The organism is Citrobacter sp. KTE30, assembly GCF_000398825.1.
Classification (GTDB): domain Bacteria; phylum Pseudomonadota; class Gammaproteobacteria; order Enterobacterales; family Enterobacteriaceae; genus Citrobacter; species Citrobacter freundii.
This window is the reverse complement of the sequence record NZ_KB976055.1, coordinates 2,640,343-2,652,300: the sequence shown is the minus strand read 5'-3', so window position 1 is coordinate 2,652,300 and position 11,958 is coordinate 2,640,343. Positions and strand designations below refer to the sequence as shown.

The following is an 11,958-nucleotide window of genomic DNA, read 5'->3' as shown; positions in this document are numbered from 1 at the left end:
CGATGGGAGCGTTGATGTTTAATCGTATTCGAATTTCGACCACGCTGTTTTTGATTTTAATCCTCTGCGGTGTTTTGCAGATTGGCAGTAATGGCTTGTCCTTCTGGGCATTTCGGGACGGTTTTCAGAACCTGAATCAGGTCGAACGGAGTAATCAGCAACGCGCTGCGCTGGCCCAAACCCGCGCTGTGTTATTACAGGCCAGTACGGCCCTTAATAAGGCAGGGACGCTGACCGCCCTGAGCTATCCGCCAGAGGACATCAAAACCCTGATGACCCTTGCGCGCGACAGCCTGGCGCAGTCTGAATTGATGTTTAAACGCTTTATGGCGACGTCGGATTCGACGGAACAAGGCAAGGCGCTGTTTAGCGCGACGGAGAAAAGTTTCAACCAGTGGCACAGCGATCTCGCGCATCAGGCCACCTGGCTTGAAAACAATCAGTTGTCAGATTTTCTGACCGCGCCGGTGCAGGCGGCTCAAGATGCTTTTGATGCGAATGTGAATGCGTGGCAGAGCAACATCGACCGCGTGTTGCAAACGGCAGGAGAGCAGAGTCAGCGCAATTACCATATGTCGGGGGTGATTTTCGCCACTATGGTGGTCCTGGCAGCACTGCTCACCAGCGGTGCGCTGTTCTGGTCACGCAAGATGATTGTTCAGCCGCTGGCGATTATTGGCAGCCATTTCGACAGTATTGCCGCTGGGAATCTGGCACGGCCAGTAGCGGTTTATGGGCGCAATGAGATCTCGGCCATTTTTGCCAGCCTGCAGAAGATGCAAAAGGCATTACGCGAAACAGTAAATGACGTTCGTCAGGGCAGCTCAGCCATGCATAGCGGTATTTCAGAAATCGCGATGGGCAATAACGATTTATCTTCGCGAACCGAACAGCAGGCGGCCGCGCTGGCACAAACGGCAGCCAGCATGGAACAACTTACCGCCACTGTCGGCCAGAACGCTGATAACGCGCGCCAGGCGTCAGGGATCGCCAAAAGTGCGGCAGACACAGCGCATAAAGGTGGCGAGCAGACGTCCCGGGTTGCCAGCACCATGCATGAGATTTCTGCCAGCTCGCAGAAAATCGGCGACATCATCGGCGTGATTGACAGCATTGCCTTCCAGACCAATATCCTGGCGTTGAATGCCGCGGTCGAGGCCGCCAGGGCAGGGGAGCAAGGGCGTGGTTTTGCCGTCGTCGCTGGTGAAGTGCGTAATCTGGCAAGCCGTAGCGCGCAGGCGGCGAAAGAAATTAAGGGGCTCATTGAGGAGTCAGTCACCCGGGTGCATCAGGGCTCGCAACTGGTGGATATGGCGTCGCGCACGATGACGGAAATTGTCAGTTCGGTGACCCGGGTTAACGACATAATGGGCGAGATTGCCTCGGCATCCGCTGAACAGCGCAGAGGCATTGAGCAGGTGGCGCAGGCCGTCAGCCAGATGGACTCAGTGACGCAGCAAAACGCCGGGCTGGTGGAAGAAGCCGCATCCGCCACCGGACAACTCGCTACACAGGCCGATAATCTTTCCGCCTGTGTCGCATTTTTCAAGCTTGAAGAGCAAACCGTAGCAAAACAAGAGTTGGCGCAGCCGCAGGTTGTGCCCGTTGTATCCTGAATGTGATTGAGAAGGCGCTATGACATCATCTCTGCCCACCGGGCAAACGTCATTATTGTTACAGATGACACAGCGCCTCGCGCTGTCTGACGCGCATTTTCGTCGGATATGTCAATTAATCTACCAGCGTGCGGGGATCGTACTGGCCGACCACAAGCGGGATATGGTTTATAACCGCCTGGTCCGCCGTTTGCGTACCCTGGGGCTGGATGACTTTGGTCGCTATCTCAGCATGCTGGAAGCTAACCAGAACAGTGCTGAGTGGCAGGCTTTTATTAACTCCCTGACTACCAACCTGACCGCATTTTTTCGCGAAGGGCATCATTTTCCGGTGCTGTCAGATCATGCTCGTCGGCGCAGCGGTGAATACCGCGTCTGGAGCGCGGCGGCATCAACCGGAGAAGAACCCTACAGCATTGCGATTACGCTTGCCGATACCTTAGGTATGGCACCGGGCCGCTGGCGTGTTTTTGCCAGCGACATTGATACCGAAGTGCTGGAAAAGGCCAGAAACGGCATTTACCGCCTCGATGAGCTAAAGACGCTGTCACCCCAGCAGTTGCAGCGTTATTTCATGCGCGGCACCGGGCCGCATGAAGGGTTGGTACGCGTTCGGCAGGAACTGGCAGGTCATGTTGAATTTTCCAGCGTCAATTTACTGGATAAGCAGTACAACGTGCCAGGCCCTTTTGATGCCATATTTTGTCGTAACGTGATGATCTATTTCGATAAAACGACGCAGCAGGACATTTTGCACCGTTTTGTTCCACTTCTTAAACCTGACGGACTGCTGTTTGCAGGTCATTCAGAAAACTTTAGCAACCTTGTGCGCGAGTTTAGCCTGCGTGGACAGACCGTGTATGCGCATGCGCCAGGTAAGGATAAAGCATGAGTAAAATCAGGGTGTTGTCGGTAGATGATTCTGCATTGATGCGTCAAATCATGACCGAAATTATTAACAGCCACAGTGATATGGAAATGGTGGCGACGGCGCCGGATCCGTTGGTCGCCCGGGATTTAATCAAAAAATACAATCCCGACGTCCTGACGCTGGACGTGGAAATGCCGCGCATGGACGGCCTCGATTTCCTTGAGAAGTTGATGCGCCTGCGTCCGATGCCGGTGGTTATGGTTTCTTCACTGACCGGTAAAGGTTCTGAGGTCACGCTGCGGGCCCTGGAACTGGGGGCGATTGACTTTGTCACCAAGCCTCAGTTGGGGATCCGCGAAGGAATGCTGGCGTATAGCGAGATGATTGCGGAGAAAATCCGCACCGCATCGCGGGCAAAACTGGCCGCCCACAAACCCTTGGCGGCACCGACGACCTTGAAAACGGGGCCATTACTCAGTTCAGAAAAACTGCTGGTCATCGGCGCCTCAACCGGAGGAACAGAGGCAATTCGCCATGTACTCCAGCCATTGCCGCTTTCAAGTCCCGGTATTCTTATTACCCAGCATATGCCGCCAGGATTTACCCGTTCGTTCGCCGAACGTCTGAACAAACTGTGTCAGATTACCGTAAAAGAGGCAGAGGACGGAGAGCGCGTTCTCCCTGGGCATGCGTATATCGCGCCTGGCGACAAGCATATGGAGCTGGCGCGCAGCGGCGCGAACTATCAAATCAAAATTCATGACGGTCCGCCGGTTAACCGGCACCGGCCCTCAGTGGATGTGCTGTTTCATTCGGTGGCGAAACATGCGGGGCGTAATGCCGTTGGGGTGATCCTGACCGGTATGGGCAACGATGGCGCAGCCGGAATGTTAGCGATGAACCAGGCGGGTGCCTGGACCATTGCGCAAAACGAAGCAAGTTGTGTGGTGTTCGGCATGCCGCGCGAGGCCATCAATATGGGTGGCGTAAGCGAAGTGGTCGATCTTAGCCAGGTGAGCCAGCAAATGCTGGTGAAAATTAGTGCCGGACAGGCAATACGTATTTGAATCAGGAGTTTATTTTTATGGCGGATAAAGAGCTTAAGTTTTTGGTTGTGGATGACTTTTCCACCATGCGTCGCATCGTGCGTAACCTGCTTAAAGAGCTGGGATTCAACAATGTTGAAGAGGCTGAAGATGGCGTGGATGCGCTGAACAAGCTGCAGGCAGGGGGATTCGGTTTTGTTATTTCTGACTGGAACATGCCGAACATGGATGGACTGGAACTGCTGAAAACCATCCGTGCAGATGGTGGGATGGCTTCTCTGCCGGTGCTGATGGTCACGGCAGAAGCGAAAAAAGAGAACATCATTGCGGCGGCACAGGCAGGCGCCAGTGGCTATGTCGTGAAACCGTTCACGGCGGCGACGCTGGAAGAAAAACTGAATAAAATCTTTGAGAAACTGGGCATGTGAGGGTGTGATGATGATGCAACCACAAATTAAACCTGCTGACGAACACTCTGCAGGGGACATCATCGCGCGCATCGGCAGTTTGACCCGAATGCTGCGCGACAGCCTGCGTGAACTGGGGCTGGATCAGGCTATTGCCGAAGCGGCAGAAGCAATTCCCGATGCCCGCGATCGTCTCGATTACGTTGTACAGATGACCGCTCAGGCGGCAGAGCGCGCGCTGAACAGCGTCGAAGCTTCGCAGCCGCACCAGGACGCGATGGAAAAAGGGGCCAAAGACCTGACCAAACGCTGGGATGAATGGTTCGAAAATCCGATCGAACTGTCAGACGCTCGTGAACTGGTCACCGATACCCGTCAGTTCCTTGGTGATGTGCCCGGACATACCAGCTTTACCAATGCCCAGTTGCTGGACATCATGATGGCGCAGGATTTCCAGGATCTCACCGGACAGGTCATCAAGCGCATGATGGATGTTATCCAGGAAATTGAACGTCAGCTGTTGATGGTTCTGTTGGAAAACATACCGGAACAGGGCGCTCGTCCTAAACGTGAAAACGAAAGCTTGCTGAACGGCCCGCAGGTTGACGCCTCGAAAGCTGGCGTAGTGGCAAGCCAGGATCAGGTTGACGACCTGCTGGATAGCCTCGGGTTCTGATGAGTATTTGCCGGATGTGAGGCGTGGCCCTCTCATCCGGCTTACGCGCAATTCTGCTTAAAGCCATAAATCCCGTCTTTTTTACCGCTTACTCTTCCCATTGCTGGATAGCTGTTCTGGCATCATTCTCGCCTATATCTCTATCCAGGGTCTGATGCGTGGCAGAAGAAAGCGACGACGACAAAACAGAAGCCCCCACACCCCACCGACTTGAAAAAGCGCGGGAAGAAGGGCAGATCCCCCGATCCAAAGAGCTAACCTCGCTACTTATTTTGTTGGTGGGCGTGTGTATTATCTGGATTGGCGGGGAGTCGCTTGCCCGCCGGCTGGCCGGTATGCTGTCGGCCGGATTACGTTTTGACCACAGTATGGTCAACGATCCAAACCTGATCCTCAGCCAAATCATCCTGCTGATTAAAGACGCGATGATTGCGCTGTTGCCGTTGATTACCGGCGTCGTTCTGGTGGCATTAATCTCCCCGGTGATGCTTGGCGGCTTGATTTTCAGCGGTAAATCCCTGCAACCCAAATTCTCTAAGCTGAATCCGTTGCCGGGCATAAAACGCATGTTTTCCGCGCAAACCGGCGCAGAACTGCTCAAAGCGATACTGAAGTCGACGTTAGTGGGCAGCGTGGCCGGGTTTTATCTCTGGCACAAGTGGCCAGAGATGATGCGGCTGATGGCGGAATCTCCGATTACGGCGATGGGCAACGCCCTGGATTTAGTCGGCATGTGCGCGTTGTTGGTGGTGCTTGGCGTCATTCCGATGGTGGGATTCGACGTTTTTTTCCAGATTTACAGCCATCTGAAAAAGCTGCGCATGTCGCGCCAGGATATCCGTGACGAATTTAAGCAAAGCGAAGGTGACCCGCACGTTAAGGGCAAAATTCGTCAAATGCAGCGCGCGGCCGCTCAGCGTCGCATGATGGCGGATGTACCAAAAGCAGACGTTATTGTCACTAACCCTACGCACTACTCAGTGGCGTTGAAGTATGACGAGAACAAAATGAGTGCGCCGAAAGTTGTCGCTAAGGGGGCCGGGCTGGTTGCGCTGCGCATTCGTGAAATTGGCGCAGAGCACCGTGTCCCTACGTTAGAAGCGCCGCCACTGGCGCGTGCGCTCTATCGCCATGCTGAAATTGGTCAGCAAATACCGGGTCAATTATATGCCGCCGTTGCCGAAGTGCTGGCATGGGTATGGCAGCTGAAACGCTGGCGTCTGGCTGGCGGCAAACGTCCACCACAACCTGAAAACCTTCCGGTGCCTGAAGCACTGGATTTCATGAACGAGAAGAATACTGATGGCTAATCTGGTCGCGATGCTGCGCCTGCCCAGCAACCTGAAATCCACGCAATGGCAAATCCTTGCCGGACCGATCCTCATCCTGCTGATCCTGTCGATGATGGTGCTGCCGCTGCCGGCTTTCGTCCTCGATTTGCTGTTCACATTTAACATTGCGCTGTCGATCATGGTGCTGCTGGTGGCGATGTTCACCCAGCGTACGCTGGAATTTGCCGCATTCCCGACGATTTTGCTGTTTACCACATTATTACGCCTGGCGCTGAACGTCGCGTCGACCCGTATCATTTTGATGGAAGGACACACCGGCGCGGCGGCGGCGGGGAAGGTGGTTGAAGCTTTTGGTCACTTCCTGGTGGGCGGTAACTTTGCGATCGGCATCGTGGTCTTCGTGATTCTCGTCATCATTAACTTTATGGTAATCACCAAAGGTGCAGGGCGTATCGCCGAGGTTGGCGCGCGCTTCGTGCTGGATGGTATGCCCGGCAAGCAGATGGCGATTGATGCGGATTTGAATGCCGGTCTGATTGGCGAAGATGAAGCTAAAAAACGACGCTCGGAAGTGACCCAGGAAGCGGATTTTTACGGCTCAATGGACGGTGCGAGTAAATTCGTCCGTGGAGACGCCATTGCCGGTATTTTGATCATGGTGATCAACGTAGTCGGCGGTCTGTTAGTTGGGGTGTTGCAGCATGGTATGAGCATGGGCAGCGCTGCGGAAAGTTATACCCTGCTGACCATCGGTGACGGGCTGGTGGCACAAATTCCTGCGCTGGTTATCTCTACCGCGGCGGGCGTTATCGTGACCCGCGTGAGTACCGACCAGGACGTAGGCGAACAGATGGTGACCCAACTGTTCAGCAATCCTAGTGTCATGTTGCTCAGTGCGGCGGTACTTGGACTTTTGGGCCTGGTTCCGGGCATGCCGAACTTGGTGTTTCTGATGTTTACTGCCGCATTGCTGGGCTTGGCCTGGTGGATGCGCGGTCGTGAGCAAAAAGCGCCAGATGAACCGCAGCCGGTGAAAATGCCGGAAAACAACTCCGTGGTGGAAGCCACGTGGAACGACGTGCAGTTGGAAGATTCGCTGGGAATGGAGGTTGGTTATCGCCTGATCCCAATGGTGGACTTTCAGCAGGATGGCGAGTTACTGGGACGAATTCGCAGTATTCGTAAGAAATTCGCTCAGGATATGGGCTTCCTGCCGCCGGTGGTACACATCCGTGACAATATGGATCTGCAGCCGGCCCGCTATCGAATTTTGATGAAAGGGGTAGAAATTGGCAGCGGTGATGCCTATCCGGGACGCTGGCTGGCCATTAACCCAGGTACTGCTGCCGGGTCGCTGCCAGGCGAGAAAACGGTCGATCCGGCTTTCGGACTGGACGCTATCTGGATTGAAAGCGCATTGAAGGAACAGGCGCAGATTCAGGGCTTTACGGTGGTTGAAGCCAGTACTGTTGTTGCTACGCATCTAAATCACCTGATTGGCCAGTTTGCCGCTGAGCTGTTTGGCCGTCAGGAAGCGCAGCAGTTACTGGATCGAGTGTCGCAGGAAATGCCAAAGCTGACGGAAGATCTGGTGCCGGGCGTTGTGACGCTCACCACGCTGCATAAAGTGCTGCAGAACTTACTGGACGAGAAAGTACCGATTCGTGATATGCGCACCATTCTTGAAACGCTGGCGGAACATGCGCCGCTGCAAAACGATCCGCATGAGCTTACCGCGGTCGTCCGTGTTGCGTTGGGACGCGCCATCACTCAGCAGTGGTTCCCGGGTAATGAAGAGGTTCAGGTTATCGGTCTTGATACTCCGCTCGAGCGTTTGCTGCTGCAAGCGCTGCAGGGGGGTGGTGGCCTGGAGCCTGGGCTTGCAGACCGCCTGCTGGCCCAAACACAGGAAGCGCTGTCCCGGCAGGAAATGTTGGGCGCGCCGCCGGTCTTGCTGGTTAATCACGCGTTGCGTCCGCTGCTGGCGCGGTTTTTACGTCGCAGCATCCCGCAGTTGGTGGTGTTATCGAACATGGAGCTTTCCGATAACCGCCATATCCGTATGACAGCGACCATTGGAGGTAAATAATGCGCAAGTTACTGTGGTTGTTGTTTTTTCCTCTGGTGGCGCAGGCCGCCGGAGAAGGGGCCTGGCAGGCAAGCGGTATGGGGATCACCTTAAATCACCGTGGCCAGTCAGCCTCGTCTGAGCCTTTGGTTCCTGGCCAGCCGGTCTCAGGCTTAATGACGCTGGTAGCCTGGCGCTATGAGCTGAATGGCCCCACGCCCGCAGGTCTGCGGGTACGTTTATGTTCTCAGTCCCGTTGTGTCGAGCTGGACGGGCAAAGTGGGACCACCAACGGGTTCAATAATGTTCCGGCCATTGAACCGATGCATTTTGTCTGGGAAGTCCCCGGCGGTGGTCGCCTGATCCCCGCGTTACGCATTCAGAGCAATCAGGTGATTGTGAACTACCGTTAACACCCTCCGTCATTCAGACCAGCAGTTGAAACTGCTGGTTGTTTCAACATTCCAGTCTCTCATTCAATTAAATAGAAACGCAGTTTTATAAAATAAGTGACGTACGTTGCCGGACTCTTTGTATTGTTGCCATTCCACGAACCCTTCTGGCAGAAATAGAAAGGTTTCACTTCCTGTTTGCTTTTACTGTGCCCCTATAAGGATGCCCATTGTCAAAGCGAGGATTGCGGGGCCTCCCAAATAAAGCTGCTGCGCCGCAACAGGGGCAGGTCACAGCATTGAATCCGACATTGACAGAGGTTAAGTAAATGATTGTTTACCAGGTTAAACATAGCCCGTTGTTGCGCCAGCCAGAACATTTTATTGCCAGGGATGAATTAAAAACGCTGATCAAAAAGGTGACGCATAACCTGGTCAATATTCATGACGAAACTGGTGAGTTCTTGCTGCGTCTGGACGATGGACGCGTAATTGATACCAAAGGCTGGGCGGGATGGGAGTGGACCCACGGCGTCGGCTTGTACGGGATGTATCAGTACTATCTGCAAACCGGTGATGAAACGATGCGCGATATCATCGATAGCTGGTTTGCCGATCGCTTTGCTGAAGGTGCAACTACCAAAAACGTTAACACCATGGCGCCATTTTTAACGTTGGCGTATCGCTATGAAGAGACGCGTAATCCGGCGTATCTACCGTGGCTCGACAGCTGGGCTGAGTGGGCAATGCATGAGATGCCGCGTACCGAGTTCGGCGGTATGCAACACATTACGCTGGCGGAAGAAAACCACCAGCAGATGTGGGATGACACGCTGATGATGACGGTTCTACCGCTGGCGAAGATTGGCAAGTTACTCAATCGCCCTGACTACATCGAAGAGGCAACGTATCAGTTCCTGCTGCACGTGCAAAACCTGATGGATAAAGACACGGGGCTGTGGTTCCACGGCTGGAGCTATGAAGGAAATCATAACTTTGCCAATGCCCGCTGGGCGCGTGGCAACAGTTGGTTAACTATCGTGATCCCGGACTTTCTCGAATTACTTGATTTACCAGAAAACAATGCCGTTCACCGCTATCTGGTACAGGTCCTGAACGCACAAATCGCGGCGCTGGCGAAATGCCAGGATGAAAGTGGGTTGTGGCATACCTTGCTGGACGACCCGCAGTCGTATCTGGAAGCATCGGCAACTGCCGGATTTGCTTATGGGATCCTCAAAGCTGTACGTAAACGCTATGTTGGGCAAGAGTATACGCTGGTGGCCGAAAAAGCCATTCGTGGCATTGTGCAGCATATTTCACCGGAAGGTGAACTGCTGCACACCTCGTTTGGTACCGGGATGGGACACAATCTCGATTTCTACCGCAACATCCCTCGGACTTCTATGCCTTACGGACAAGCGATGGCGATGCTGTGTCTTACCGAATACTTGCGTAAGTATTTTTGATATCGGTATTCGATGGCGCTTCCGCTATCGGACCTGATGGTTGAGTCGTCACTGTGTGTACCGTGTTGTCCTGCGGGGCAAAGAGATGATCCATGATTTGACGCATAACCGGCGCGGCGGTGACACCATCGCTGCCGCCGTTTTCCAGAATTAACGCCACCGCGACCTTCGGGTTCTTATAGGGCGCAAATGCGGTATAGAACACGTGGTCGCGCAAGCGGACAGGGATCATCTTCGCATTGTAGGTCTGATTTTCTTTCAGGCTAAAGACCTGCGAGGTGCCGCTTTTCGCCGCAATGCCGTAAGGTGCGGTGTGAAAGAACTTATAACCTGTACCATTTGGTTCATTCGCCATGCCGAACATCGCCTGACGCACCAGTCCCCAGTAGGGTGACGAGGCTGAGGCGATTTGTGACGGTGCTTCTGGAGCCTGATACGGCGTGAAGGTTTTGCCATTTTCTTCATCGAGTAGCAGGTGAGGGACGATAACCTTGCCGTTGTTAATCAGTGCGACCATGGCTTTGACCATCTGGATAGGAGTGGCAATCCAGTAGCCCTGGCCGATGCCAACTGAGATAGTATCCCCCTGATACCAGGCTTTTTTATGCACTTTTTGCTTCCATTCACGGCTCGGGAGCAGGCCGTTATACTCCTCATCAAGATCGATGCCGGTCGGTTTACCGTAACCAAACTGGCTGAGCATGCTGTTAATCCGGTCGATCCCCATCATATACGCCACCTGATAGAAGAACGTATCGGCAGACTCTTCTATCGCTTTGGTGACATCCAGCATACCGTGGCCCGTTTTTTTCCAGTCACGGTAATGTCGCTCGGTGCCGGGTAGCGTCCAGGTAGGAGCACCGAAGAAACTGGTCTGCGGCGTGATCACACCGTTTAGTAATGCTGACATCGCCATATACGGTTTGACCGTTGAAGCGGGGGGGTACAATCCCTGTGTGACGCGGTTGATTAATGGCAGGTCTTTATCCTGGAGTAGCTTGTTATAGTCCTGATAGCTAATGCCTTTGACAAACGGATTCGGGTCATAGCTAGGGTTTGAGACCATCGCCAGTACAGAACCGTCGTGTGGATCTTCAACCAAAACGGCGGCACGCTGGCCAGCCAACAAGCTCTCAATATATTGCTGTAAATGTAAATCCAGCGTCAGATGGATATCTTTACCGGCAACGGGCGGCACATCTTTGATCAGGCGTACGATGCGTCCGTGGTTATCTACTTCCACCTCCTGATAACCGGTCTTTCCATGCAGTTCATTTTCGTAATAGCGCTCAATACCTTGCTTACCGATATTATGATCGGCGGCGTAGTTCTCTGCCTGACCCTTTTGATCCAGTGCTTTCAGGTCGTTGTCATTGATTTTTGAAACATAGCCAAGGACATGTGCCAGCGCCGCGCCATAGGGATACTGGCGGTCTTCGTAGCTATTAATGTTTACGCCGCTAAAATGAAACTGGTTTACCGAGAAACGGGCGATTTCCACATCGGTAAGTGCATTTTTTAGCACGACCGGACGATAACGGCTGCTGGCTTTTAGCTCATGGCGAAACTGATCAATATCATCAGGAGTGAGGTCAACGATGGGCGTGAGCTGCTGGATTAACGCATTCATATCGCTGATTTTATAAGGCGTAACGGAAATATCGTACCAGGTGACGTTGCGCACCAGCGGGATGCCGTTGCGATCGTAAATCATGCCACGTGTGGGGGCGACGGGTAGCATTTTGATGTCGTTTGCATTCGACCGGGTGGTGTAATACTGGTGCTGACAGATTTGTAAGTTATACAGATTGTAAATCAGGATGCCAAAACAGATGACCACCAGGCCAAAGGCCACCAACACACGCCGCTGAAAGAGTTTTTCTTCCGCCTCAAAATCTCTGAATGTCATTGACCCGTACCCGATTAATTCGCCGCCTAATGATACGGAGGCTTAAACGGGATGACAGGCAAAAAATGTTCCATATCTCTAGGGAAATGTGTCATTCCTTGTGGGCTGTTACAAATTACAGTGAACGTCGCCGCTTCTCGTAGGCCTGATTGCGCTGCCATGAGAACGGGTCAGGGAAAATAAAAAAGCCCGCGACATAGCGCGGGCTTCCA

At 53.5% G+C, this 11,958-nt stretch carries 10 protein-coding genes; 9 read left to right on the top strand and 1 reads right to left on the bottom strand.

From position 1 onward, the window contains the following. Positions 1-14 precede the first annotated feature (14 nt). The 9 genes from tap (at position 15) to WC1_RS10395 (ending at position 9,837) form a co-directional block, all read left to right on the top strand. Positions 15-1,616, top strand: a complete 1,602-nt coding sequence (gene tap, locus WC1_RS10355; RefSeq protein WP_016150531.1) for a methyl-accepting chemotaxis protein IV — start codon at positions 15-17, stop codon at positions 1,614-1,616. A gap of 19 nt (positions 1,617-1,635) precedes the next feature. Then, a complete protein-coding gene (gene cheR, locus WC1_RS10360; RefSeq protein WP_003034649.1) occupies positions 1,636-2,508 on the top strand; it encodes a protein-glutamate O-methyltransferase CheR in 873 nt (290 codons plus the stop codon). After that, on the top strand, positions 2,505-3,554 hold the full coding sequence (locus WC1_RS10365; RefSeq protein ID WP_003034651.1) for a protein-glutamate methylesterase/protein-glutamine glutaminase: 1,050 nt from the start codon (positions 2,505-2,507) through the stop codon (positions 3,552-3,554). The genes cheR and WC1_RS10365 overlap by 4 nt, the downstream gene beginning before the upstream one ends. Before the next feature lie 17 nt (positions 3,555-3,571). Beyond that, positions 3,572-3,961 (top strand): chemotaxis response regulator CheY, encoded by a 390-nt coding sequence (cheY, locus tag WC1_RS10370; RefSeq protein ID WP_003034656.1) that lies wholly within the window; start codon positions 3,572-3,574, stop codon positions 3,959-3,961. A gap of 10 nt (positions 3,962-3,971) precedes the next feature. Then, on the top strand, positions 3,972-4,616 hold the full coding sequence (gene cheZ, locus WC1_RS10375; protein WP_003034659.1) for a protein phosphatase CheZ: 645 nt from the start codon (positions 3,972-3,974) through the stop codon (positions 4,614-4,616). Positions 4,617-4,774: 158 nt separating this feature from the next. Continuing rightward, complete coding sequence (flhB, locus tag WC1_RS10380; protein WP_003034664.1) at positions 4,775-5,926, top strand: flagellar biosynthesis protein FlhB; 1,152 nt, start codon at positions 4,775-4,777, stop codon at positions 5,924-5,926. After that, positions 5,919-7,997 (top strand): flagellar biosynthesis protein FlhA, encoded by a 2,079-nt coding sequence (gene flhA / locus WC1_RS10385; RefSeq protein ID WP_003034666.1) that lies wholly within the window; start codon positions 5,919-5,921, stop codon positions 7,995-7,997. The genes flhB and flhA overlap by 8 nt, the downstream gene beginning before the upstream one ends. Continuing rightward, positions 7,997-8,389, top strand: a complete 393-nt coding sequence (flhe, locus tag WC1_RS10390; RefSeq protein ID WP_016150530.1) for a flagellar protein FlhE — start codon at positions 7,997-7,999, stop codon at positions 8,387-8,389. The genes flhA and flhe overlap by 1 nt, the downstream gene beginning before the upstream one ends. Before the next feature lie 308 nt (positions 8,390-8,697). Beyond that, complete coding sequence (locus WC1_RS10395) at positions 8,698-9,837, top strand: beta-galactosidase BglB (protein ID WP_016150529.1); 1,140 nt, start codon at positions 8,698-8,700, stop codon at positions 9,835-9,837. Here the strand turns inward: WC1_RS10395 and mrdA are convergent. Further along, complete coding sequence (mrdA, locus tag WC1_RS10400) at positions 9,809-11,746, bottom strand: penicillin-binding protein 2 (RefSeq protein WP_016150528.1); 1,938 nt, start codon at positions 11,744-11,746, stop codon at positions 9,809-9,811. The two genes, WC1_RS10395 and mrdA, sit on opposite strands and share 29 nt — an antisense overlap. Between the last annotated feature and the right edge of the window lie 212 nt (positions 11,747-11,958).

Excerpts from the sequence above, each read along its gene's own strand:
- flhA (WP_003034666.1), top strand. The coding sequence starts at position 5,919 with ATGGCTAATCTGGTCGCGATGCTGCGCCTGCCCAGCAACCTGAAATCC.
- WC1_RS10395 (WP_016150529.1), top strand. The coding sequence starts at position 8,698 with ATGATTGTTTACCAGGTTAAACATAGCCCGTTGTTGCGCCAGCCAGAA.
- WC1_RS10365 (WP_003034651.1), top strand. The coding sequence starts at position 2,505 with ATGAGTAAAATCAGGGTGTTGTCGGTAGATGATTCTGCATTGATGCGT.
- tap (WP_016150531.1), top strand. The coding sequence starts at position 15 with ATGTTTAATCGTATTCGAATTTCGACCACGCTGTTTTTGATTTTAATC.
- flhe (WP_016150530.1), top strand. The coding sequence starts at position 7,997 with ATGCGCAAGTTACTGTGGTTGTTGTTTTTTCCTCTGGTGGCGCAGGCC.
- cheY (WP_003034656.1), top strand. The coding sequence starts at position 3,572 with ATGGCGGATAAAGAGCTTAAGTTTTTGGTTGTGGATGACTTTTCCACC.
- cheZ (WP_003034659.1), top strand. The coding sequence starts at position 3,972 with ATGATGCAACCACAAATTAAACCTGCTGACGAACACTCTGCAGGGGAC.
- mrdA (WP_016150528.1), bottom strand. The coding sequence starts at position 11,746 with ATGACATTCAGAGATTTTGAGGCGGAAGAAAAACTCTTTCAGCGGCGT.
- cheR (WP_003034649.1), top strand. The coding sequence starts at position 1,636 with ATGACATCATCTCTGCCCACCGGGCAAACGTCATTATTGTTACAGATG.